Here is a 22,235-nt window from a genome sequence, read left to right on the forward strand (position 1 = left end):
ACGTATGCGTTCTGCGAGTTCGGTGTTGCGGCTAGCCCCAATCGAATACGGCACCGTTCGGCCGAGCGGCTGTCTGTGCGCGTGTTTCGTTCGCGAATCGCTCATCTCGCTTTGAACATCGGAGGTCGGACGCGCATCGGCGCTCGATGTGTCCTGGGCGGCGCACTGGACTGAATGTCCTTTGAGCGAGGCCTCGCATCATGCCGCACGACGTTCGCTTGCGCCGCGCACGATGCCTGCTTTGCGGCGCAGACGCACAACGCCTAAACATGGAATTTTTGGTGAAAAGGGACCGCATGCCTGTCATATGGCGAACACCAAGCTATGTACATACTTTCATAAAATAAATTTCAAGTGAGTGTGGACATATTCGTGTCACGTATTTGCACTAAGCGCGCACCTATCTGGTCGATTAAAAAAAATTAAAAATCTTCTGCGGATTCGATCCACAGGCTTCGTCTATCTAAGTGTGTAAGCAACGAGCGTACAAAAGATTTGTTTTCGACAAGATATTGTCGATGCCGATCGTAAGTGGTTCGAGTTGAATTGGCGTTTAAGGCAAGCAACGGCGACTGATAGGTACCGGGAAGTGGAACACATTAGCGACAGCGATGTAGAACGAAAACTGCAGCCGGGTGTGACCGGCAACGTGCTCGCGTCCGAGATCGACGAGGCCTTGGCGCCGCTGATCAATGTGCGCGACACGGGGCGTTTCTTGTCCGTACTGGAAGCACTCCAATGCACGCTCGCGATCAGTCGACGTCCGTCCGGTGTTGCGTTGCTCGGCGTGGAAAACGGGATTCCCACGCTCTCGGCCTGCGTGCTGCCTCGATCGATGGGGTTGGCGGTGACCGAGAGTCGGCTTGCGATAGCGACCGTTCGCGAATTGATGATCTTCGCCAATGTGTCTTCGCTTGCGCCAAAGTATCCGTTGCGGCCGGATTACTACGATGCCGTTTTCGTGCCGCGAATCTCGCATTTCACCGGCGACCTCGATCTGCACGATATGGCGTTCGACAAACAGGTCGTCCTGGCCGTCAATACGCGCTACTCGTGCATCAGCGTGATCGACGGCTATTTCAACTTCACCCCGATCTGGCAACCCCCTTTCGTGACGGGTTTCGGCCCCGACGATCGCTGTCACCTCAACGGCATGGCGTTTCATGAGGGAAAGGTGCGCTACGCGACCGCGCTCGGACATACCGATGAGCCCTTCGGTTGGCGCAAGAACATGGCTCATGGCGGCATCGTCATGGAAGTGCCGTCGGGGCGAATCGTCGCCGAAGGGCTTTCGATGCCTCATTCCCCGCGGCTTATCCATGGCGCGTTGTACGTACTCGAAGGCGGTCGCGGGCACGTGCTCAAGATCGATCCGAAAACTGGCCTGAAAACGGTCGTGACCGCGCTGCCGGGCTTTGCGCACGGTCTCGCCGAATACGGCGGAGTGCTCTTCATCGGCTTGTCGAAACTGCGTGAGAAGCGCGGCCCGCAAGAACTGCCGATCGAGACGCAACGAGATCGCCTCGTGGCCGGTGTCGCCGCGGTGGATCTGGCCAGCGGCGCGTTACTCGGCATTCTCGATTTCTATAACGGCGTCGACGAGATTTTCGATGTGCAGGTGATGCCTGGCATTCGGCGCGCCGAGATTCTCAATCCGCAGCAATGGGCAGGCACACCTTCGATCGTGACGATGCGAGGCGGCTTTTGGCAAACCCAATCCCGGGAAAAGGACGAGGAAGATGCAGCGGGTCGAAGATAGCACCATTGACGAGGCGCGCGACGGCATGTTCTTGCCATTGCGTCGCGCGCTTCATGGCGAACCGAAGTCTAGAAAACTCACATCGGAAGGTGGCGTGGTCTGGTTGACGGGCCTTTCCGGATCCGGCAAGTCCACGCTGGCGAGCGCGGCGGCGAAAGCGTTGAGCGCACACGGTATGCGTTCGGCCGTACTCGATGGCGACATACTGCGACGCGGACTGAATAGCGATTTGAATTTTTCCGCATGCGATCGCCATGAGAGCGTCAGGCGGGCGGCGGAAGTGGCCTCGATGTTGGCCAACGAAGGATTGATTGCCATCGTCGCCTTGATTTCGCCGCTTGTGCAGATGCGCGCGCATGCGCGAGAGATCATCGGCGATCGGTTTCGAGAGATCTACGTGAAGGCGCAACTCTCGCGATGCGAAGCCGCGGATGTCAAGGGGCTCTACGCAAAGGCTCGTCGCGGCGAAATCGCGGGATTCACCGGAATATCCGCACCCTACGAAGCGCCGCTCGACGCCGACTTGGTGCTCGACACCGATGCTCAGACCGTGGGGCAGTGCGTGTCGGCGCTTGCAAGCTATGTCGAACTGCAGTTCGTTGCGAGTTGGGATACGCGTGGCCGCAGCGAATGGAATGGGTTTCGAAGCATCAACGAGGCGTAGTGACGGCATGAGAAATCCATCTTCATCGAGTCAATAAATAGGAAAGCTAAACAATTGTCACGAAAATAACATTCGTGGCATGTACGGGGCGAGCCTCGATGATCAAACCACACAAAGCTCACGATGTTAGGCAATCAAAATAAGCGGCGAACGAAGCTTGAAACGACCGGGGATTTCAAAGTCGATATGCCTCATCCGGCATTGAGCCGGATTGTTCAATGCATGACCGGCGCTTTGATTCTGAGCGGCCTGACCATGTCTTGCGATGTCGGTGCGCAGGTCTCGGCACAGCCGGATAGCGAAGTGAAGCGCGGGTCCGCGCAAAATGCGCCGGCGCCCGAGGCCGCAGCCGCGGTTTCGCGCGGCGTCCCGTCGTCTTTCGATGTCAACGAAATTATCGTGCGGGGCAATTCGTCGCTGCCGAGCCTCGATATCGAAAAAGCTGTCTATCCGTTCGAGGGGCCGGGACGCACGCTCAAGGACGTCAATGATGCTCGGGACGCGTTGCAGAAGGTCTATCAAGATCGGGGCTTCCAGTCTGTCGTGGTGGAACTGCCGCAGCAACAGGTGAAGGACGGCGTCATCGTCTTGCAGGTGGTCGAAGCGAAGGTCGGTCGCGTGCGTGTGGAGGGGGCGCAGTATCACTCGCCGCAGGAAATCCGCGATGCGGTGCCCGCGCTGACCGAAGGGACCGTGCCGAATTTCAACGATGCGCAGCAGCAACTCACCGAGCTCAACAAGTCGCCCGATCGCCAGGTGGTCCCCGTGCTCAAGCCGGGTACCTTGCCGCAAACCGTGGACGTCGATCTGAAGGTCGACGATCAGAGCGCGGCCCATGGCAGTCTCGAGCTCAATAACGATCAGAGTCCGGACACATCGGTATTGCGTACGGTGGCTTCACTCAGCTATTCGAACTTGTGGCAACTCGGCCACGTGGTGTCGGGAAGCTTTGTGGTCGCGCCTCAGCATCCGCGGGACGCCGAAGTGTATTCGATGTCGTACCTCGCGCCGCTGCAAGGCACGAACTGGAGCTTGCTGGGTACGGTGTATCACTCGAACAGCGACGTCGCGTCGATTGGCGGCACCAACGTGCTCGGCAAGGGGACCTCGTTCGGACTCACCGCGACCTATACGTTGCCGCCGACCGATACCTACACGCACTCGGTCAGTATCGAGATCGACCATAAGCATTTCGACGAAACCGACACGATTGCGGGGAGCAGTTCGGCCGCACCGTTGACTTACCTGCCGGTGACGCTCGCATACAACGGCCAATTAAACCGCGAGCACTCGCAGACGTCGATTTCCGCGTCGGTCACGACCAATGTCCGCGGCGTCGGCAGTGATGCCGATGCGTGGGACAACAAACGCTACGACGCCACCGCCGACTTCATCTACGGCAAATTCGATGTGAACCATACCGAAGACTTGCCTCAGGACGTGCAGGTCAATGGCCATGTCAGCGGTCAGTTCGCGAATTCACCGCTGGTGTCGAGCGAGCAATTTTCCGCGGGCGGCATCAATACGGTCCGTGGCTATCTCGAGGCGGAAGAGACGGGCGATAGCGGCGTGATCGGCTCGATGGAGTTGCGCGGTCCTTCGCTTGCGAAATACGTCGGCAGTGCGGTCAATGAGTGGCGCATGCACGCGTTCTTCGATGTGGCGCATCTGTGGTTGTTGAGTCCGCTACCCGAGCAGGTTTCGACGTTCACGCTGGCCAGCGCAGGCGTGGGTACGCGCGTGCAGATGTTCAAGTACACGAATGCCGATCTCGAGCTGGCTTTCCCGCTCAAGTCGATGACTTTTACGAAGGCGTATAGCCCACACCTCGATTTCTTTGTGCGGGCGAGTTTCTGACCGGCTTCTTTCTATTGTGCTGCGCCGACCCGATGCACAGGGGTCGCTTATCCGGGGAGTGGATTGTGAAGCGAGTTTTGTTTCTTCTTTTGACGGCGCTATTGGGATGCCTGCCGGGCGTCGCGAACGCCTGGTGGCAGAACGATTGGTCCTATCGCAAGGCGATCACGATCGACACGACGCCCAAGGGCGGCGATGTCGCCGAGTCGGCCGGCCGCGTGCCGCTGCTGATTCGGCTGCATTCGGGAAATTTTCAGTTCGATGGTTTGCAGGATAGCGGCGCCGATATTCGCTTCGTTGCGGCTGACGACAAAACACCGCTGAACTATCACGTCGAGCAATACGACCCGGTGTTGGGTGTCGCATTGATTTGGGTCGATGTTCCGCATTTTCCGGCTGCAACGACGCAATCGATCTGGATGTACTACGGCAACAAGAAGGCCCCCGACGGCGCAAGGGCCGCGGAGACGTTCGATGCGGACTATACGCTCGTGTATCACTTCGACGGCACGAATGACGCACCGCCCAAGGATGTCACGGCCTACCGCAACAACGCCCAGAATGCGCCGGCTCGGCTGGCCGAGGACGGCATCGTCGGCAAGGCCGCGCAATTCAATGGAACGCCGATCAATATTGCGGCGAGCCCGTCGCTGGCGATCTCCGCCGGAGGCGCGTTCACGTTCAGCGCATGGGCAAAGCCGGCCGCACTTGCACCCAATTCGCTTTTGTACAGCCGCAGAGACGGCGCGAACGCGTTGTTGATCGGACTCGACAACGGCGTGCCGTTCGTCGAAGTCGACGGCGGGGGCGCACCGGTTCGCACCGTGGCTTCTCAACCGGTGGCCCAGGGGCAATGGACTCACGTTGCCGTGACGTTCGAAGGCCGCAGCCTTGCGTTGTATGTCGGCGGCAAGCGGGTTGCGCAAGCCGAGGCCAGTCTGCCGGCCTTGAATGCCGCCGCCGCGATCGGCGGCGACGTGGCAAGCGCGTCGACCGCGGCAAGTGGAACAGCCGCCCCCGCAGCCAACGGCTTTACAGGCGAACTCGACGAAGTCCGGTTGTCGAAGGTCGCGCGCTCGCCGAGTCAGATCGCGATCGATGTCATCAATCAAGGTTCGGAGTCGAAGCTTGTGAGCTACGGCGCCGACGAAAAGCAGTCGGGCTTCGGCTTCGGTTATTTCGGCGTGATCGTGAAATCGGTCACCGTGGATGCGTGGGTGGTCATCGCCATTCTGCTCGTGATGGCGGCGATCTCGTGGCTCGTGATGTACACCAAGGCCGCCTATGTGAATCGCGTGGACGGCGCGAACGCCTGGTTCGTCAAGCGCTTCCGCGAAGTGGCCGGCCGGCATCTGGTCGGTCTCGCGCACCTTGACGAACGCTCCGAAGACGCGCGTCGTTTGCGCGGGTCGTCGCTGTACCGCCTCTATCGCGCCGGTGTCGCGGAAATTCATAGCCGTGTCGACAAACACGGCCGCACCGTGATCACCACCGAGTCGATCGAGGCGATTCGCGCGACGATGGACGCCACGCTCGTGCGTGAAAACCAGCAGCTCTCCAAATCGATGGTGCTCCTCACGATCGCGATTTCGGGCGGCCCGTTCCTGGGGCTGCTCGGTACCGTGGTGGGCGTGATGATCACCTTCGCGGCGATTGCGGCAGCGGGCGACGTGAACGTCAATGCGATCGCGCCGGGGATCTCCGCCGCGTTGCTGGCTACCGTGGTCGGTCTGTTCGTCGCGATTCCCGCACTCTTTGGCTACAACTACCTGCTGATCCGCAACCGAAACGTCACGGCGAATATGCAGGTATTTGTCGACGAATTCGTCACGCGACTGGCTGAAGCGCATCGCAATCCCGACCACGCCTTGGCTGGCGAATAAGGAGTGCGCGATGCGAGTTCAGGACGAAGAAAAGCCGTACGACGACATCAACATCACGCCGATGCTGGATCTGGCGTACGTGCTGCTCGTCATTTTTATCATCATGACGACTGCCTCGGTACAAGGGATCAAAGTGGATCTGCCGAAGGCGAGCTCGTCCGCGAGTCTTGCCAAGCCGCAGACCAAGGCGATCACCGTATCCGACTCGGGGCAGATCTATCTCGACGCGTATCCGGTGTCGATGGATGAACTCGAGAGTCGACTGCGCACGATCAAGGCGACCACTCCTGACGCACCGATCGTGCTCAAGGGCGATTCGACGGTGGCGTATCAGCGCGTGATGGATGTGCTCGATCTCCTGCGTCGCCTGGACTTGTCGCAAGTGGGCCTGGTCACGGGCAAGGCGTCGAAGGGCAGCTAGGGAATGAACATGGGAATGACCTACGACAACGGGCGTGGCGACGACCCGCGAGAGGGTACCCGGCGCTGGGTCAAGCCGGCCGTCGCGGTCGTTGCGCTGGTCGGTCTGGCTGCGTTGGTGTGGCACTTCGCAAACGACAAGGCAGGCGTGAAACGCAGCGAGGCGCCGCAGGTGACGACCGTCATTCCGTTGCCGCCGCCTCCGCAGCCGCCGCGTGAGCAGAAGCCGCCGCCCGAGAAGCAACCGGACGTACAGACGCCGACGCAGAAGCCCACCGTGGCGCCCAAGCCCGCGGACGCACCGAAGCCGTCGGACAACCAGCCGAAGTCGATGACTGAAAACGCGCCTGCGCAGGCGGGCACGGACAACTTCGGCATCGGCGCGGGCGACGGATCGGGTATGGCCGGAAGCGGCGGCGGGGGGGCGTTCGGCAACGCGACCTACTCGCAGTACCTCTCCTACACGTTGCAGCAAGCCGTGGAGCACGACAAACGCGTGCAGGACGCGGGCGGCGGATCGCGCTTTTCGGTGGGATTGAATCTATGGCTCGACACGTCCGGGCACATCACCAAGGTCGCGCTCGGGCAATCGACAGGGGACCCGAAGCTTGACGCCGCGGTGATCGATGCGATTCAGACGATGGGTCGGCTCGACGAGGCGCCGCCGCCCGCTTGGCAATACCCCGTGCGCCTGAACCTGCAGGGACGCCAACCGGGGTAAGGAAACGAACGGAACACGTGGGGTCATGCGCGGCGCGCTTGCACGCGGACATCGCGGTCTGAGCGCGTGCGCATGAAATTGAACGAATCGCACAGGTCAACGAAAAAACGGCATCACGCGGAGAATTTGATGAATCAAACGACAAACAAACGGGGGCGCGTCGGGTATGGGGCCGACGCCGCGTTACGCCGCTCGCGCATCAGCCGTGGCATTGCGCTGCTTGTGCTCGGCATGAGCTGCGCGGGTTTGACGCAGGCACAGTCGATCGCGACGCAAAACGCGATGGCGAAGACGGCCGGCGAGGGTGCGCCGGCGACCGAGAGCACGGTGATCAACCTGATTCATTTGCTCGTCAAACGCGGCGTCCTGACGGAGAAAAACGCAGAGGATTTGATCGCCGAAGCGCAGGCGGAAGCGGCACAAGCGAAGCATGCACAGGCGCAAGCGGTGAGCGCCGCTCCCAACGCGGCTGTCGTGAATGCGCCGACGCAACCGGGCGATGTAGCGGTTCCGTATGTGCCGCAAGTCGTGCGCGACCAGATTCGTGACCAGGTCAAACAGGAAGTCGTGGCGCAGGCCAAAGCCGAAAACTGGGCGCAACCGAACACATTTCCCGACTGGGTTTCGCGCCTCACGTTTAGCGGCGACATGCGCGTGCGTGACGAGTTTGAATTCTTTTCGCCGCGCAACGTGACGGGGGTAACGAATTTCGCGGCGATCAACGCGGGAAGTCCTTACGATATCAACCCGAACACGAGCACGAGCTTGCCGCCCACGCTCAATACGACGCATGATCGCGACAACGTGTTGAGCGTGCGTGCGCGCCTCGGGGTCACGGCGGTCATCTCCGATCAGATTACCGCCGGCATTCAGCTGGCGAGCGGGGACAACGACGGACCGACATCGACCACGAATACCTTGGGCGCCGATTTTGCGCGCGCCAATATTTGGCTGAATCAGGCCTACCTCAAATACGCGCCGGTGCCGTGGCTGAGCATTACGGGCGGTCGCTTCGACAACCCGTTCTTCTCATCGGATCTGGTGTTCTCGAACGATCTCGAGTTCGACGGTGTCGCGGCGAACTTCAAGCGTTTGCTGCCCGGTCGCGACGACATCACGCTGTTCGGAACGCTCGGCGCCTTCCCGATTCAATACAGCTCGGATAGCTTCCTGGCGCAGAACCCCGACGTGCCGGGCGGCACCATTCGGTGGATGCTCGGCGGACAGTTCGGCGCCGAATGGAAGATCAACGACGAGAACAAGCTCAAGGGTGCCATCGCCTACTACGATTTCATGAATCTGCGAGGCAGCCTGTCCGCGCCATGCGCGCTTTATTTGGGCGCGACGAGCTGCAGTACGGACAACGACGCACCTGCCAGCATGCAGAAGGGCAATACGCTGATCGCGCTGCGTGACGTGATCCAGAATCCGGCACTGGCGCCGGGTCTGACGCCGGACCCGCAGTACTTCGGCCTTGCGTACAACTTCCGCTTGTTCGACGCCAAGCTCGAGTGGGATACGAAGCTGGCGGATCGCTACAAGCTGCGTCTGGACGGCGAATACGTGCGCAACCTCGCGTACAACGCGAACTCGGCGCTCAGCGCGGCTTCGCTGCCGGTCAACAACTACAACAGCACGTCGTCGACCGTGACCACCGGCGATTATCAAAGCGGCGCGAACGGCTATATGTTCAAGGCGACGATCGGCGAGCCGAACACGCTCGAGAAGGGTCAATGGAATTTCTCGCTCACGTACAAGTATCTGCAGCCCGACGCCGTGCTCGATGCGCTCAACGACCCGGACTTCAACCTGGGTGGTACGAACGCCAAGGGCTACATTCTCGGCGTGCAGTATGCGGTGGCGAACAATGCCTGGCTACAGGCGCGATATCTGAGCGCGCGTGAAGTCTACGGAGCCCCGCTGTCGATCGATGTGCTGCAGCTCGAAATGAACGCCCGGTTCTGAGGCCGCCATGAACGTACGTTATTTCAAAGTCATCGCCGCGGTCATGTTCGGCGTATCGATTGTTACGACGCAGCCTGTCGCGGCGCAAAGCATCGAGGATCGCTTGCGCAGCCAGTTGCGTGAGACCACGCTGCAGTTGCGGCAACTTCAGGACAGTCAGTCACAGCTTCAAGCCGATAGTGCGGCCGCCAATCAGCAACGTGACAAGGCCTTGGCGGACCTGAAGCAGGCGCAGCAGGAACTTGCCGAAGCAAAGCAGAAAAGCGGCGCGCAAAGCGAAACGGAACGTGCTCTGGCAAGCGAAAAGGTGCGTCGCTCGCAGGATGAGCAAGAGCTCGAGAAATACAAGGCGTCTTACGCGGAACTTCAAAACGTGTCACGTGTGCGTGATACAGAGCGGACACAATCGCAGACCGCGCTGAAGACTCAGCAGACGCAACTGCAAAACTGTCAGGCGAAAAACGAGCAGCTCTATCAGGTGGGTCACGAGATTCTCGACGCCTACGCGCATGCGGGAATTGTTTCGGTGCTTCAGTCACGCGAGCCGTTCGCCGAGCGCGAACGGGTCAAGTACGACTCGATCGCCCAGGCGTACGGCGATTCGCTTTACGAGAACAAGTACGACCCGCGAGCCTCGCCGCCGTCGGCGGCCTCCGCGGCGATTGAATCGTCGGCGCCCGCGGCGTCGAAGTAGCGATATTTGAAACCGGTTAAAGGAATCTCCATGAGCACAGCAAAAGACAGTGACAAGCAAGAACGCATCGAAAAGACGGTGCAAGCGCCCGTCAGTGCGTCCGGGACCCTCGTCGTCGACGCCATCAGCCCCGAGAGGCTCGCCGAGATTTTCAGGAACGCGGGATACCGCGTCACGTTGGCCGAGCAGAACGGTCGCCTGCAACTGATGAGTGCGAGCCAGGGTATCGGGTTCGTGGTGCGCTTCGGCAATCCGGGCGGCGAGTCCGGAGCGCATATCGACTACACGCTCAGTTGCGCTTTGCAAGTGCAAGGCGAGTTACCCGTCGATATGGTGCCGAGCTGGAATCGTACAAAGCGCTTTGCGCGGCTGGCGGCTCATCAGCAGTTCCTGTTGCTGGAAATGGATGTGATGGTCAGCGGCGGCGTCACCGAGCGGCATCTTCGCTCGACCATCGAGCTCTGGGACCGGTTGTTGCAGGAGTTCCTGCTGCACATTCGCCGCCGGCCGACGATGGCGCACGAGCAAGCGACGCTCGACGCAAACGCATCGACGGTCGGTCAGCCGGCGACGCATGCGGGAAGTCAGCGTGTCGAGACGGACGGGCAAGGCGAAGCGGATGCAACGCATGCCGATCAGGCGGACGATGCAGAGGCCGGCGCGCAATGAAGCCGGTGAAGTCCGGCCGTTTGGGTTTTGTCGGCTCGCTGGGTGCAGCGCTGTTGGCGCTCACCGGCAGCGTATGGGCGGGAACGCAATCGCAGCCGGTGGTGGTCGATGAGGCGCCGCAGGCGTGGGTGGACTATGCCCAGCGTGTGGCCGAGCGTTTGCAGTCGGCGTTATCCGCAGACGCAGCGCTCGCGCAGGAGTTCGGCGCGTTCTTTGACGAGTGGGTGACGCGCAACGGTCAGGCGAGTGCTGCAACGACGGCGTCGACGGATGAGGGACCGTTGACGTTCGGCGATGCGTCGCAAGCAGCGGTGACGTTGCCGACGCTCAAAGTGCGTGTCTGGCTCGATCGTTCCGGGCACGTCACGCAGGTCGGCTTCGATGAAGCGGCGATCGGCAGTGAACGCGCCGTCGCGGACCTTCGCGCTTTGTTATTGCAGCAATCGGTCGACGCGCCGCCTCCGCGCATGATGAAGCAGCCGGTCGTGATCCGACTTGTGCCCGGGGCTCAGCTTTGAATCGACGTCTTTGACAATGTGCCGGCGTGTCGCGTATCCGGTTATTCAACTGTAGTGGGAGTGATGGTGAGGAAACTTACAAACGTGCTGTGCGGTATCGCGTTGGGTGTGCCGCTGCTCAGTCATGCGCAGACGGGACCTGTTGCACAGATGTCGGTCGGCAGCGCCCAGGTGACGGTGACGCAGGCCGATGTGACGGCCATGCTCAAGGCCGTGAGCCCGTCGGTTCGGCAAGCGCTGGCTGCGGACCCCGCACAAGTCGACCAGGCCGTGCGCTCGCGCCTTGCCGCGCAGGCAGTGCTGGCGGAGGCCGACGAAAAGGGATGGACCAAGCAGCCGCAAGTGCAGGCGATGCTCGAGGAAGCGAAAAGGGAAGTCATCCTGCGCAGCTATTTGGCGTCGGTGTCCGTACCGCCTGCCGACTATCCGTCGGATGCCGAAATTCAAGCGACCTATGATCACAACGCCGCGGCATTTCAGATGCCGCGCGCGATTCGGCTATCGCAGATCTTCGTTGCGGTCCCGCAGGGCGCCGATGCCGCCACGCTCGACAAGGCGCGTGCGCGCGCCGCGAGCCTCGCGCAACAAGCTCACTCGAAGGGCGCGGACTTTGCGGCGCTTGCTCAGTCCCAATCGGACGACAAGATGCATGCGGCCCAAGGCGGGGATATGGGGTTTGTGGCCGAATCGACCATGCTGCCGGAAATTCGCAAGGCGACCGACGGGCTTGCGCCGGGCGATGTCGCGGGACCCATCCAGACGAGTGCGGGCTTTCACGTCATCAAGCTGGCCGAGATCCGGCCGGCCGGCGTCGCTCCGCTTAGCGCGGTCAAGGACCGTATTCGCGAGGAAATGAGGAAGCAGCGCGAACAGCAGAACGCGCAGGCGTATATGGCCAAGCTTGTCGGTCCCGCCTCGGTCAAGATCGATGAGGCCGCGCTGAAAAACGCCTTGGCCGCCGCAAAATAGGACTGCGCGTCATGAGCCGTGTCCCGATGTCTTCGACGCCGCGCTTTCGACGTGTTGAAGGCGAAGCGACTCGAACAACGAAGGTGCCGATGTCCGAGAAGCGCAGCCAGCCTTCCTTCGCGCAAGAGACGTCAGAAGGGCGCAAACGTATGGTGGGCAAACATCCCTGTTGTGTCGTGTGTCTGGCGAGGCTTGCGCCGGGATCGGACGTCGATACCCACACGCATCACTACCGGCATGCGTCGAGCGACGACGACAAGCGGTGCCCGTTGACCACCTCGTCCTATCAACCCGAGTGGATGGACGTGCGGCACATCCGAGATGAAGCGCGCGAAGCGGCGCAGCGGAGTGCGTTCATGGACAGATGGCAATACCACTATCTCGCGATGAAAAGTCTCGCGCCGTCGTTGACGGTACGACGTCTGACATTGCTCGTTCGCATCGCCGATGTGGCGAACTTGTGGTCCTATCCTGCGCTCGTGCAACACGATCTGCCCTATGTACTGCTCGCGCTGGCCGGATTCATTCGAGACCGGGATTCAAGCGGCGAGGTCTGTTGGGTGCGATTTTGTTTCGACGGCGCGGTGCGCGATGTCTCCGATCTATGGCGGGAGGCCGCTCACGTATCGCGTTTCTTCCGGATGGTGTACCGCCCCCCGATCGGAACCCCATTCCCGACTTCGCGCGAGCTCGTGCGCTTCGAGACTGTCGAGCGAACGCTCGGTTTTACGAACCAAGCCGACCCGATTGCATCGATTGAGGATTCCGATGAATTTGACTGCGCGCTGATCAGGCGCGACGAGAAGACAGATGGGGGCAGCATGCGTGTGAGCATCTGATGCGGTGTGCACACGCCGAACGGATCTGATGGAGTTTGATTGACCATGAGCAAGCCGGCTTTGACGCTGATGATTGCGATGCTGGTGATGAGTTCGACATATGGACAGGGCGTGCGCGCTCCGGTCGATTCGGCTGCGAGTGGCGCAGATCCGGTGTCCGGCGCTCACGTCTCGACGTCCGACGCGGACTCGGTTGCCGATACCGAACACGGGCAGGGGGCGGTGCCGAAAGCGATCGGATCAAAGCGGGTCTGTGTCAGCGCGGAAGTGAATGGCGAGATTGCGTTGTCGTACGATTGCCTGACTCAGCGATTGGCACCTGTTCGCGCGGCGTCGGGCGATACACCCGGTACGGCGGAGGAACTCGCGACGGCGCCATCGAACCGGGTCGGGACGTTCAGCTACTCGGCCGAGAGCATTCGGTTCGGATCGGCCTGGGGTAAATCGGTCGAGCCACAGCGTCCTGCTCCGCTGGTGGTCGTACCCCCGCGCTAGCGGCTTGCATGCGTCGCCACACGGAGTGCGGTGCGTGGGCAACGGCAGGAAGTCGCTAGGCGAACCTCATCCCTATATGACATGAAGCTTGATCGTACGATGAAGGCACTCAACGAAACGAGGCGAATGAACGGATCGCCCATTCGGACTCGGCTCGCGTTTTTCGTCTCGCTGTTCTTAGTGCTTCACGCTGCCCATGCTCAAACGGGTGCGATAGCGCAAATGGTGGTTCCGAACTTTGCGGCGCTTGCCAAGCGCGACGGTCCGGTCGTCGTGAACATTAGCGTCACGCATGAAGTGACGCAGATGGGAATACAGTTGCCGCCGGGCGTCGAGCCGGGCAATCCGTTGGCGCCTTTTCTTGCGCGGCGCGTCATCGGCAATCGAGAGGAAGTCAGCCTGGGCTCGGGATTCATCATTAGCGCGGACGGCTACATTCTCACGAACCGGCACGTCGTGGGCGACGCAACGGTCGTCGATGTGAAGTTGATCGACAAACGTGAGTATTCGGGCAAGGTCGTCGGTACGGACGCGCTTTCCGATGTCGCTCTGATCAAAGTCGACGCGAACAACCTGCCGGTCGCCGTCACCGCGAATCCGGACCATACGGAGGTCGGCGATTGGGTGATGGCGATCGGTTCGCCCTACGGATTTGCCAATACGGTGACGTCCGGCATCGTGAGCGCTAAGAACCGATCTCTGCCGGGGGAGGCCTATATCCCCTTTATTCAGACGGATGTTCCCATCAACCCCGGGAACTCCGGCGGACCGTTGTTCGATCTGAATGGGCATGTGATCGCGATCAATTCAATGATCTATACCAAGACAGGTGGCTACCAGGGCCTGTCGTTTGCCATTCCGATCGATGTCGCGTTGGACGTCAAAGACCAATTGCTTAAATCCGGGCACGTAAGCCGAGGCAGATTGGGTGTCGCAGTGCAGGAGGTCAGCCAGGCGCTCGCAAAATCGTTTGGACTGGATGCGCCTGCCGGTGCACTGATCAGTTTCGTTGAGCCTAACGGGCCTGCCGCACAGGCCGGAATGCAGCCCGGAGACGTCGTGCTGCAGGTCAACGGGCACGCCGTGGCGGAATCGGCGGATCTTTTGATGACGATCGCTAAGATTCAGCCCGGGCAACCAGCGGAATTGCTCGTTTGGCGTTCCGGCACCGCAACGCCTGTGAACGTGACAATCGGTGAGCTGGGCAGTGGCAACGGCCTTGCGACAGCCGCGCAATCGCCGCCGCGCCTGGGTATCGTGGTCAGGCCGTTGACGCAACAGGAGCAGCAAAAGGTCGGCGTCGATCATGGGCTCCTGATTCAACAGGTCACCGGGCGCGCGTCGACCATCGGTCTCAAGGTCAACGATGTGGTGTTGTCCGTCAACGGCACACCCATCACGACGGTTGATGACCTCGCCGAACAACTTCGGCAGGCACACGGTAATGCGGCACTCCTGATTCAGCGAGGCACGGTGCGGCAATACTTTCCAATCGAACTCGATGCGACAAGCGGGAATTCCTGAGTTCGCGGCGGCACATCTTGCGAATCGATCTCCGAGGGATCGCACGTGTGCTGCGCTCGCGCGTCTGACTGCGCCTGGCCGCGAGACGACTCACGACGGATCATGAGCCCCCTCCCTGATCGGGATCGGTTCGATTGCCCAGGTCTTGATATGGCGTCGCGCGGGGCTCGGTATCACGCATGCGATGCGTCCGCGAAAGTCGCGCTCGACACGGGCTTCGTCGATCGCCCAGCCTCGCGCCTCGAGTTCATGCAAGCGCTGCCGGAACGCGATCTGCAATGCGTCGGACTTCACCGATACTTCGCGCTGCCAGTCGTCCGGCACGCGCTCGGGCTTCACGCGACGCAGCACTTCGTGATCCTGTTCGAAGACGAGCAGATTGCGGCGCGCAGCCTGTCGGTCGAACAGGGCCGAGCGGAAGAAGGTGCGCCCCATCATCCACCACGTGCGTGTGTGGGTCGCGTCGATCGGTGTATGGGCCGACACGATTTCGATGCGCCAACCGGCGCGCGGCCGCAGCGACAACGTCGTGCAGGGGCCGGACATGTGAAAGCCCGGCCGGGTTTCGACGTGCACGCGTTCGCCGGTCGATTTGCGCCGCAGCCAGCCCTTGCGCACCGGGCGATGCATGATCATGGTGGCCGTGCCTTGCCAGTCGTCGGCCACGACATCGAAGGCATCCATTTCCGGACGCTCCCGATCGCCGAACACCGAGCCATGCACGAACGGCGCATGGGCGAAGTCGAGACCGTTTTCGATCACGCGATCCCAACTCGCATCCCAATCGAAGCGTCCCGATACGATGTGAAATGACGGATGGTCGACCCAGCCCAGATCCGGCAACGGCGGACGCTCGGCTTCCGGCAGATCGCCGAGAAAGGCCCAGATCCAGCCGAAGCGTTCGATCACGGGATAGGCATCGACGCGCGCTTTGGCGGGAATGCGCGCGTCGGGCTGCGCGGGAATATGCGTGCAGACACCGTCGCTGCCGAAGCGCCAGCCGTGGTACGGACACTGCACGGTGTCGCCTGTCTTGACCCCGGCCGACAGCGAACCGCCGCGATGCACGCAGGTATCGGAGAGCAGATGAGCGACGTGCCGGCTGTCGCGATAGGCGACGAAGGATTGCCCGAGCAAGCTGACGGGCATGAGCGCCGTGCCGAGTTCACGGGATGGCACAACGACGTACCAGAGGTTCTTCAGCATGGCGGACCGCGTTGTACGTGACTGGCTGTCAGCCTAGCACGAAGGGACGACGCGCCGAGCGCGCTCAGCCGACAACGGACTTGTGCAGTCTGCGATAGTCCTTCGTCAGTTCGCTCATGCGATCGAGCAGGCGGTTGAAAACCGACACGTTCAAGACTTTGAGTGTTTCGTTCTGGCGTCGCAGGTTCTCGAGCCACGCAAGCGTGGCATCGCAATCCTGCGCGGCGCCACGCAGCGTGCGCTCGACCAGCAGGTCAATGCCGCAATGGATCGCCGCCTCCTCGTCGGTGAAGACGAAGCCCATCTGACGCAGCACATTCGTCTTGATCTGGGCGACTTCGTTCGCGACTTGTTCGCGCTGGGAATTACCGTCGCTTTCGAAATGAATGCGAATGGCGGTCAGTTCTTCCTGAATGTTGTAGTAGCGTAGACGGCCGATATTGAGCGCAGTCGCCCAATAGTCGTTGCCGAGCGCATGTTCGTTGGAGAAGCGAAAACCTGCCGCAAGGGCTTTCTCGCGATCGAAAAACAGCGACGCCGCATGCATGGACCACCAGAACGGCAAGTTGGCCTGTATTTCATCGTGTGTTTCGGGCAATGCGTGGACATGGATGCCTTCGGTCGTCGAGCCATGCGTGCGGACGTGCCAGAACGAACGATAGACCGCGCTCGTCACGCCGAGTGTCGGATCGTCGAGAAAGGCCGCCGCTTGCCGCTCGATGCGGTGCGGATAGCTGATATCGTCGGAATGCTGCATCGCAATCCAGCGAGCCTGCGTCTTCTGAAGAAAATCGTCGACACGCAGCGTGGGATGCACGCCCGGGTAGTCGTGAATCGTGACGCGTGAGTCTTGCCTGGCATACGCGGCGGCAATCTCCAGCGTTCCATCCGTCGAACCGCCATCGAGCACAGCGAGTTCCAGTCGTGTCCACGTCTGTGACAAGATGCTTTCGATGGCTTCGGCCAAATAGCGCGCCGAGTTGAATGTCGGCAAGATGACGGCCACGGTCGGTCCGCGACCGTGATCGGCCTGTGCCATCAGATCGGCGACGGGGCGCCGAATGGGCTGAGGCGGTGCCTCGGCGTGCGGCAGGGGCTGCGGTCGCACGAGCGAAGCGGCCTTGGCGAGCGCCGCGATGGGCGACGCTGCAGCGTACCGGCGCAACAGCGCCTTGATCTCACGAATCGGCGACGTGATGCGCCACGATGTGGAGGTGCGCAGTTCTTCGATCTGGCCGGCGTAGATTTTCGCTTCGGCGCTCGCTTGCGTGTGGGCCTCGCGAGCTTTGCGCAGCGCGCGTCTAAGCGCCTGAATCCCAGATGTCGATTCATCGACGACCTCCGTGGGATCCGTCGCTTCGGTGTGGAGCGCAGACGCATGAACCAGACTGCGTGTCACGGGTACGGGCGTGACGAGTAGTTCAAGCAAGCGATATTCGTCCTCGTTTGCTCGATACAGCATCTCCATCGTCTCGTCGCTTAAGGGCAGTTTCTCGCTGCCGTTCCGGACATGATCGAATTGCGTGCTCGCATCGAATCGCACCCCAAGCAGATACGTGATGGCCTGCACGGTTTCGAGCAATTGGGGAAAGCGGCCGACATACAGAAACCGTCGCCGCACCTCGCTGGCAAGCTGCCAGCGCCTGGCATCATCGACGGGCCCGAGCGCGGCAGGCGTGCCATCGGCGGACGGTCCAAACAAGACGGACCAAAACACATTGAAATAGAAATTCTTGTAGTAATCGCGCTGCATCGCAAGCCGAGCCATCTCGTTCGGGTCCGCTCCGGGCGTGCGCATGAGTTCGAATAACGCTTCCCCAAGCACCGACCGGTAAAACCCGATCTCGCCCTTGTACAACATATAGACTTCCGGCATTTGGGCGCCGTGCGCGACCAGGCGCCGGATATGAAACAGTTCCGAAATCATGCGCTCGACCGGGTCGCGCACGATGGTCGTATAAAAGCGCTCGTTCTCCGGCAGCGCGGCGGCAATATGCTCGCGCGTATGGTGGTGATAGATCACGGGCTCCGACTGCCGCGCGCCGGGCGGCTGTTTCAAGGCCCGTTTGCGTAAAACGCCCAGCGCATTGAAAGGCGTGCCGGACGCAAGAAATGAGGCGCCGTAAAGATCGACCCACTCCCGACCCTGCGTGCCCGCGGCACGCGTAAGCGAATGCCAGACGGTCGATCCGCCCGTGCGATGTAGATGCAGGAAAATCATATGCAGTTATTCTTAGGAAAATTTATATTTCCTATTGGGTAAGAAATGGCTTTAAGCGCACGCTTCTCTGTCCCCTCGGAACGCGTGTAAGGCTCGAGCCCTGCATGATCAAACACAAGCGTCCAAACAATGGGCGAGAGCCCGCTTAGCCCCGTCGCGACAATACTGTACACCCGAGTCCGCCGGCATCGACGATTAACCTTGATTCACGGGTCGAGTCGAAGACGAATAAACTCAATGAGCTGCGCCAAATTCGTTCGCGTCAATCGCTCGCGCTTTGATGTCATTTGATCGTGTGTGCAACGCACAGATCGTCTCGCGAAATGTTCGCGCCACCACGTGCTTGGGGCATTCGGTTTTCTTTTCGACCGCATCAACGATGATATCGAGCGTGACGATAAGCGCGAGCGCGGCATGCCCTGCGAGGGGATGATGGAATGGAATGCCGGACTCGGGAATCGTCGCGAACAATACAGCGGATTTCCTCGATATGTTCGTGAGTGGACCGCTCCGGCATGGTTGCGCAATGCTCAACGACGGGCGTGCCATCGCGCTCCCGATACGCGCGCGTTGCCTCGACGTTGTGCCGTCATATTCACTCAGCAAAAAGCTATGGCGTCCGCGATCTTCTAATAACAAAGCGTAGCTCGCCCGTCCTACACTGCCTCCCGTCCGTTGAACGCAGATGCGACAACCGTCCGGATAAATCGATAGATGACCGACGCGCAACGCGTCCGGCACGAAAGCGATGGAGGCTCTATGCGCAAATTGATGTTGGTGGGTACCGCGACCACGCGGCCCGAGGCGATTGGCTCGTTGTTCAGGTCCGAAGGCGACGGCGAGTGGCAACAGGTCAGCGACATTCCTTCCGACGCGTCGGTCCAGGCAATCACACCGCATCCGACGCGCGAGAACGTGATTTTCCTGGCCACCCGCAAAGGCCTGTACCGCTCCACCGATGGTGGCGATTCGTGGCACAAACTCAATGCGGCGGAAGAGGGCGTGCCGTTCTGGAGCGTGGTAGTGAGCCCGCACGATCCGGACGTGCTCATCGCCGGCACGTCGCCGGTCGGCTTCTATCGCAGCGACGACGGCGGCGACACCTGGCGCAAATGCAAGGCCGATCCTTCGGAACGCTACGCGATCTCGTTCGGCGGGTCGCGTGCGATGCGCGTCGCGTTCCATCCGACCAACCCGAAGCTGCTGTATGCCGTGGCGGAAATCAACGGCCTCTTCGTCAGCGAGGACGGCGGGGAGAGCTGGCGCGGTGAATCGCGCGGCCTGTCCGTGCTCGCGGCGATGCCCCATTTGAAGAACACCGAACTGACCGACGATGATACGGAGGGCATGTTCGACGCGCACGCGGTGTCGACCACATCGAGCCGCCCGGACTCGATCTTCTATATCTGCCGCATGGGGATCTTCGAGAGCGACGACGGCGGCAAGACTTTCCGCGACCTCGAAGTCGGCAAATACGCGCCGTTTTCCTATTCACGGGAATGCCGATTCGTGTTCGGTGAACCGCGCAAGATGTATGCGTGTTTCAGCATCTCCTCGCGCAGTACCGCCGGCGCGCTCTACGGCAGCGATGACCTGGGCGAGACCTGGTATCGCGCCGACTCGCAGATCCAGGCGCGCAGCACGATGATGGGCTTCGGCACGCACGTGAGCGATCCGAACGGCGTCATCACGGTCACGCGAGGCGGTCAGGTCTTCTGCACCACGGACGGCAGCAAGACATGGACCGAAAAACAATTGCCGGCCAATGCGGGTGACGCATTCTGCGGCGCGATTCTTTAAGACGGCGGGGCCGAACGACATGGCAGAACGACTCAACGGCGTGATCCGCGCGCTCGAAACCGGACGCGGCATCGCATTCACTTCCTTTATTCAGGCCGAGATCGAAAACGCGGTCAGCTTCGCTCAGTCATCGAACGACGGCGTCGTGTTCGAAATGGAGCACACGCCCTGGGACATCGCCGCGCTGCGCAACGCCATGCAGTTCCTGCTGCTGCGCCAACGCATCGTTCAGGCGGGAACCCTGGCCTGCCAGATGACGCCGATCGTGCGCATTCCGCCGAGCGGCAGCGAAATGAACCAGTGGTTCGCGAAGCAGGCGCTCGATCTCGGCGCCTACGGCATCGTGTGGCCGCGCATCAGCACGCCCGAGCAGGCCTATAACGCGGTCGCGGCGTGCCGCTATCCGCGACTGCCCCGCGCGCCGCTCTACGAGCCGGCCGGCCTGCGCGGCGACGCACCGATGCCCGCTGCGCGCTACTGGGGCCTGTCGCAGCAGGAGTATTACCGCAAGGCCGACGTCTGGCCGCTTGCGCCCGAAGGCGAGATTCTCGTCACGCTGATGATCGAGGACGTTGCCGCGATCGAGAATCTCGAAGAGATGGTCAAGCGCGTGCCGGGTATCGGCGTGCTGCTGATCGGCGAGGGCGACCTCACGCAGGAACTGGGCTGCCCGCGCCAATACGACAACCCGGAACTGCTGCGTCTGATGGACCACGTGCGCGAGATCGGCAAGGCGTTCAACATTCCGGTGGGCCACCCGCACGTCAACGAGCACAACGTGGCTGACGTGATCGAGCAGGGCTACCGTTTTCTGATGACGTTCCCGAAACGAGACTTCTCGGCACTCGACAAGGGCCGCCAACTCGCGGGCCGTGTCTGAACGGACGCCCAATACGAATACTCACTATGACTGAAAAGCTTTCCATCGTCCTTGGCCGCCACGGACAGGTTGAAGATCTGCGTAACGGCGCCGTCAAGGTGGAAGGCGTCGAGCTCGACTTCGTCGAGATCCGACGCATGCCCGACGCGTATCGCAGCATGGCGCGCAATCAGCCCTACGAAATCTGCGAGATGGCGCCCACGTCGTACTTGATGGCCGTCGCGGCCGGTGCACCGATCACCGCGCTCGCTTTGCCCATGACGCGGCGCTTTCGCCACGCCGGACTGCAGCGGCTCAAGGAATCGCCGATTCGGGAGCCGCGCGAGCTCGAGGGCGGCGCGATCGGCGTGCGTGCCTACTCGGTCACGGCAGCGGTCTGGACGCGCGGCATTCTCGCCGACGAGTACGGCGTCGATTTCGACAAGGTGACGTGGTTCACCGAGGAAGACGAGAACGTCGAAAGCTTCGTGCCGCCGGCCAACGTACGGCGCGCCGCGAGCGACACGTCGCTCGCGCAGATGCTGCAGGCCGGCGACTTGAGTGCGGCGTTCGGCGGGCTCGCGGGCGTGGGTGCCGAGCTGGACGAGCGTCTGGTCGACCTCGTCGACGACGCCCCGGCCCGGGAGGCCGACTGGTATCGGCGCACCGGCATCTATCCGCTGCACGGCGTCATCGTGGTGCGTAACGATGTGCTCGCGCGCATGCCCGAATTGCCGCAACGCCTGTACGCGGCCTTCACCGAAGCGAAGGAGCGCTATCTGACACGCATGCGCAGCGGCGCGGCGGACGAGGCCGAGGACAAGCGCTATCGGCGGCTGTCGTCGCTCGTCGGCGACCCGCTGCCTTATGGGCTCGAACAGAATGCGCCGTCTTTCGAAGCGCTCGTTCGCTATGCGCATACGCAGCGTCTGATTCCGAGCCGTCCCGCGATCGCGTCGGTTTTTCTCGATCCGGCCGTCACCGCGTAACCCCGCATGCCGTTCGAGACACACGATGCATCCGTTTCGAACGCGCGCCTTCCCGACGATGCCGGGCGTCTGCCCGCCATGGCGATGGCGTGCGTGACGACACCGGTCAAATGCCGCCCGAGCGCATATCAAGCGGGCCATGCCCGTTCCCGCGCTAGACCGCTCGCCGCGCATTCCTTATTC

The 22,235-nt window shown here is 61.4% G+C and carries 20 protein-coding genes; 17 read left to right on the plus strand and 3 right to left on the minus strand.

Features of this window, described 5'->3' with window-relative positions:
• Positions 1-541 precede the first annotated feature (541 nt).
• From D7S86_RS07820 to D7S86_RS07885, 14 genes are all read left to right on the plus strand, one after another.
• A complete protein-coding gene (locus D7S86_RS07820) occupies positions 542-1,759 on the plus strand; it encodes a TIGR03032 family protein (protein WP_240648037.1) in 1,218 nt (405 codons plus the stop codon).
• Complete coding sequence (gene cysC, locus D7S86_RS07825; RefSeq protein WP_121085180.1) at positions 1,740-2,423, plus strand: adenylyl-sulfate kinase; 684 nt, start codon at positions 1,740-1,742, stop codon at positions 2,421-2,423. The genes D7S86_RS07820 and cysC overlap by 20 nt, the downstream gene beginning before the upstream one ends.
• Before the next feature lie 255 nt (positions 2,424-2,678).
• Positions 2,679-4,280, plus strand: coding sequence for a ShlB/FhaC/HecB family hemolysin secretion/activation protein (locus tag D7S86_RS07830; RefSeq protein WP_121085282.1), 1,602 nt, complete (start codon positions 2,679-2,681; stop codon positions 4,278-4,280).
• A 32-nt stretch (positions 4,281-4,312) separates the two neighbouring features.
• Positions 4,313-6,163: a DUF2341 domain-containing protein gene (locus tag D7S86_RS07835; RefSeq protein WP_121085181.1), complete on the plus strand. Its 1,851-nt coding sequence runs from the start codon at positions 4,313-4,315 to the stop codon at positions 6,161-6,163.
• Between the two features lie 10 nt (positions 6,164-6,173).
• Entirely contained in the window at positions 6,174-6,584 is a 411-nt protein-coding gene (locus tag D7S86_RS07840) for an ExbD/TolR family protein (RefSeq protein WP_121085182.1), read from the plus strand.
• A 9-nt stretch (positions 6,585-6,593) separates the two neighbouring features.
• Positions 6,594-7,304: an energy transducer TonB gene (locus D7S86_RS07845; protein WP_121085283.1), complete on the plus strand. Its 711-nt coding sequence runs from the start codon at positions 6,594-6,596 to the stop codon at positions 7,302-7,304.
• Between the two features lie 129 nt (positions 7,305-7,433).
• Entirely contained in the window at positions 7,434-9,269 is a 1,836-nt protein-coding gene (locus tag D7S86_RS07850; protein ID WP_121085284.1) for a putative porin, read from the plus strand.
• A 43-nt stretch (positions 9,270-9,312) separates the two neighbouring features.
• Positions 9,313-9,963 carry a hypothetical protein gene (locus D7S86_RS07855; RefSeq protein ID WP_121085285.1) on the plus strand — a complete coding sequence of 217 codons (651 nt, stop codon included), beginning with the start codon at positions 9,313-9,315 and terminating at the stop codon, positions 9,961-9,963.
• A gap of 30 nt (positions 9,964-9,993) precedes the next feature.
• Positions 9,994-10,632, plus strand: coding sequence for a YbjN domain-containing protein (locus D7S86_RS07860; RefSeq protein ID WP_121085183.1), 639 nt, complete (start codon positions 9,994-9,996; stop codon positions 10,630-10,632).
• Positions 10,629-11,150, plus strand: a complete 522-nt coding sequence (locus D7S86_RS07865) for a hypothetical protein (RefSeq protein WP_121085184.1) — start codon at positions 10,629-10,631, stop codon at positions 11,148-11,150. The genes D7S86_RS07860 and D7S86_RS07865 overlap by 4 nt, the downstream gene beginning before the upstream one ends.
• Positions 11,151-11,213: 63 nt before the next feature.
• Positions 11,214-12,119, plus strand: a complete 906-nt coding sequence (locus D7S86_RS07870; protein WP_121085185.1) for a peptidylprolyl isomerase — start codon at positions 11,214-11,216, stop codon at positions 12,117-12,119.
• Between the two features lie 11 nt (positions 12,120-12,130).
• The gene (locus D7S86_RS07875; RefSeq protein ID WP_147432254.1) at positions 12,131-12,958 is read left to right on the plus strand and encodes a hypothetical protein; all 828 of its coding nucleotides are present in this window, start codon (positions 12,131-12,133) and stop codon (positions 12,956-12,958) included.
• A gap of 45 nt (positions 12,959-13,003) precedes the next feature.
• Entirely contained in the window at positions 13,004-13,453 is a 450-nt protein-coding gene (locus tag D7S86_RS07880; protein WP_121085187.1) for a hypothetical protein, read from the plus strand.
• 99 nt (positions 13,454-13,552) lie between these two features.
• Positions 13,553-14,977 carry a Do family serine endopeptidase gene (locus tag D7S86_RS07885; RefSeq protein ID WP_240648040.1) on the plus strand — a complete coding sequence of 475 codons (1,425 nt, stop codon included), beginning with the start codon at positions 13,553-13,555 and terminating at the stop codon, positions 14,975-14,977.
• A gap of 90 nt (positions 14,978-15,067) precedes the next feature.
• On the opposite strand, the gene D7S86_RS07890 is transcribed toward D7S86_RS07885, so the two are convergent.
• The 3 genes from D7S86_RS07890 to D7S86_RS07900 form a co-directional block, all read right to left on the minus strand.
• Positions 15,068-16,183 (minus strand): aromatic ring-hydroxylating dioxygenase subunit alpha, encoded by a 1,116-nt coding sequence (locus D7S86_RS07890; protein ID WP_121085188.1) that lies wholly within the window; start codon positions 16,181-16,183, stop codon positions 15,068-15,070.
• 64 nt (positions 16,184-16,247) lie between these two features.
• A complete protein-coding gene (locus D7S86_RS07895) occupies positions 16,248-18,242 on the minus strand; it encodes a glycosyltransferase family 2 protein (protein ID WP_240648041.1) in 1,995 nt (664 codons plus the stop codon).
• Between the two features lie 396 nt (positions 18,243-18,638).
• Entirely contained in the window at positions 18,639-18,875 is a 237-nt protein-coding gene (locus D7S86_RS07900) for a hypothetical protein (RefSeq protein ID WP_121085190.1), read from the minus strand.
• 243 nt (positions 18,876-19,118) lie between these two features.
• Here D7S86_RS07900 and D7S86_RS07905 point away from each other — a divergent pair, with 243 nt between their 5' ends.
• From D7S86_RS07905 to D7S86_RS07915, 3 genes are read left to right on the plus strand one after another with little or no spacing between them, the layout of a single operon-like run.
• Complete coding sequence (locus D7S86_RS07905; RefSeq protein WP_121085191.1) at positions 19,119-20,204, plus strand: sialidase family protein; 1,086 nt, start codon at positions 19,119-19,121, stop codon at positions 20,202-20,204.
• A 19-nt stretch (positions 20,205-20,223) separates the two neighbouring features.
• Positions 20,224-21,084 (plus strand): HpcH/HpaI aldolase family protein, encoded by an 861-nt coding sequence (locus tag D7S86_RS07910; RefSeq protein ID WP_121085192.1) that lies wholly within the window; start codon positions 20,224-20,226, stop codon positions 21,082-21,084.
• 26 nt (positions 21,085-21,110) lie between these two features.
• Complete coding sequence (locus D7S86_RS07915; RefSeq protein WP_121085193.1) at positions 21,111-22,052, plus strand: ABC transporter substrate-binding protein; 942 nt, start codon at positions 21,111-21,113, stop codon at positions 22,050-22,052.
• Positions 22,053-22,235: the final 183 nt, after the last annotated feature.

Source organism: Pararobbsia silviterrae, from assembly GCF_003628125.1.
Taxonomy (GTDB): Bacteria; Pseudomonadota; Gammaproteobacteria; order Burkholderiales; family Burkholderiaceae; genus Pararobbsia; species Pararobbsia silviterrae.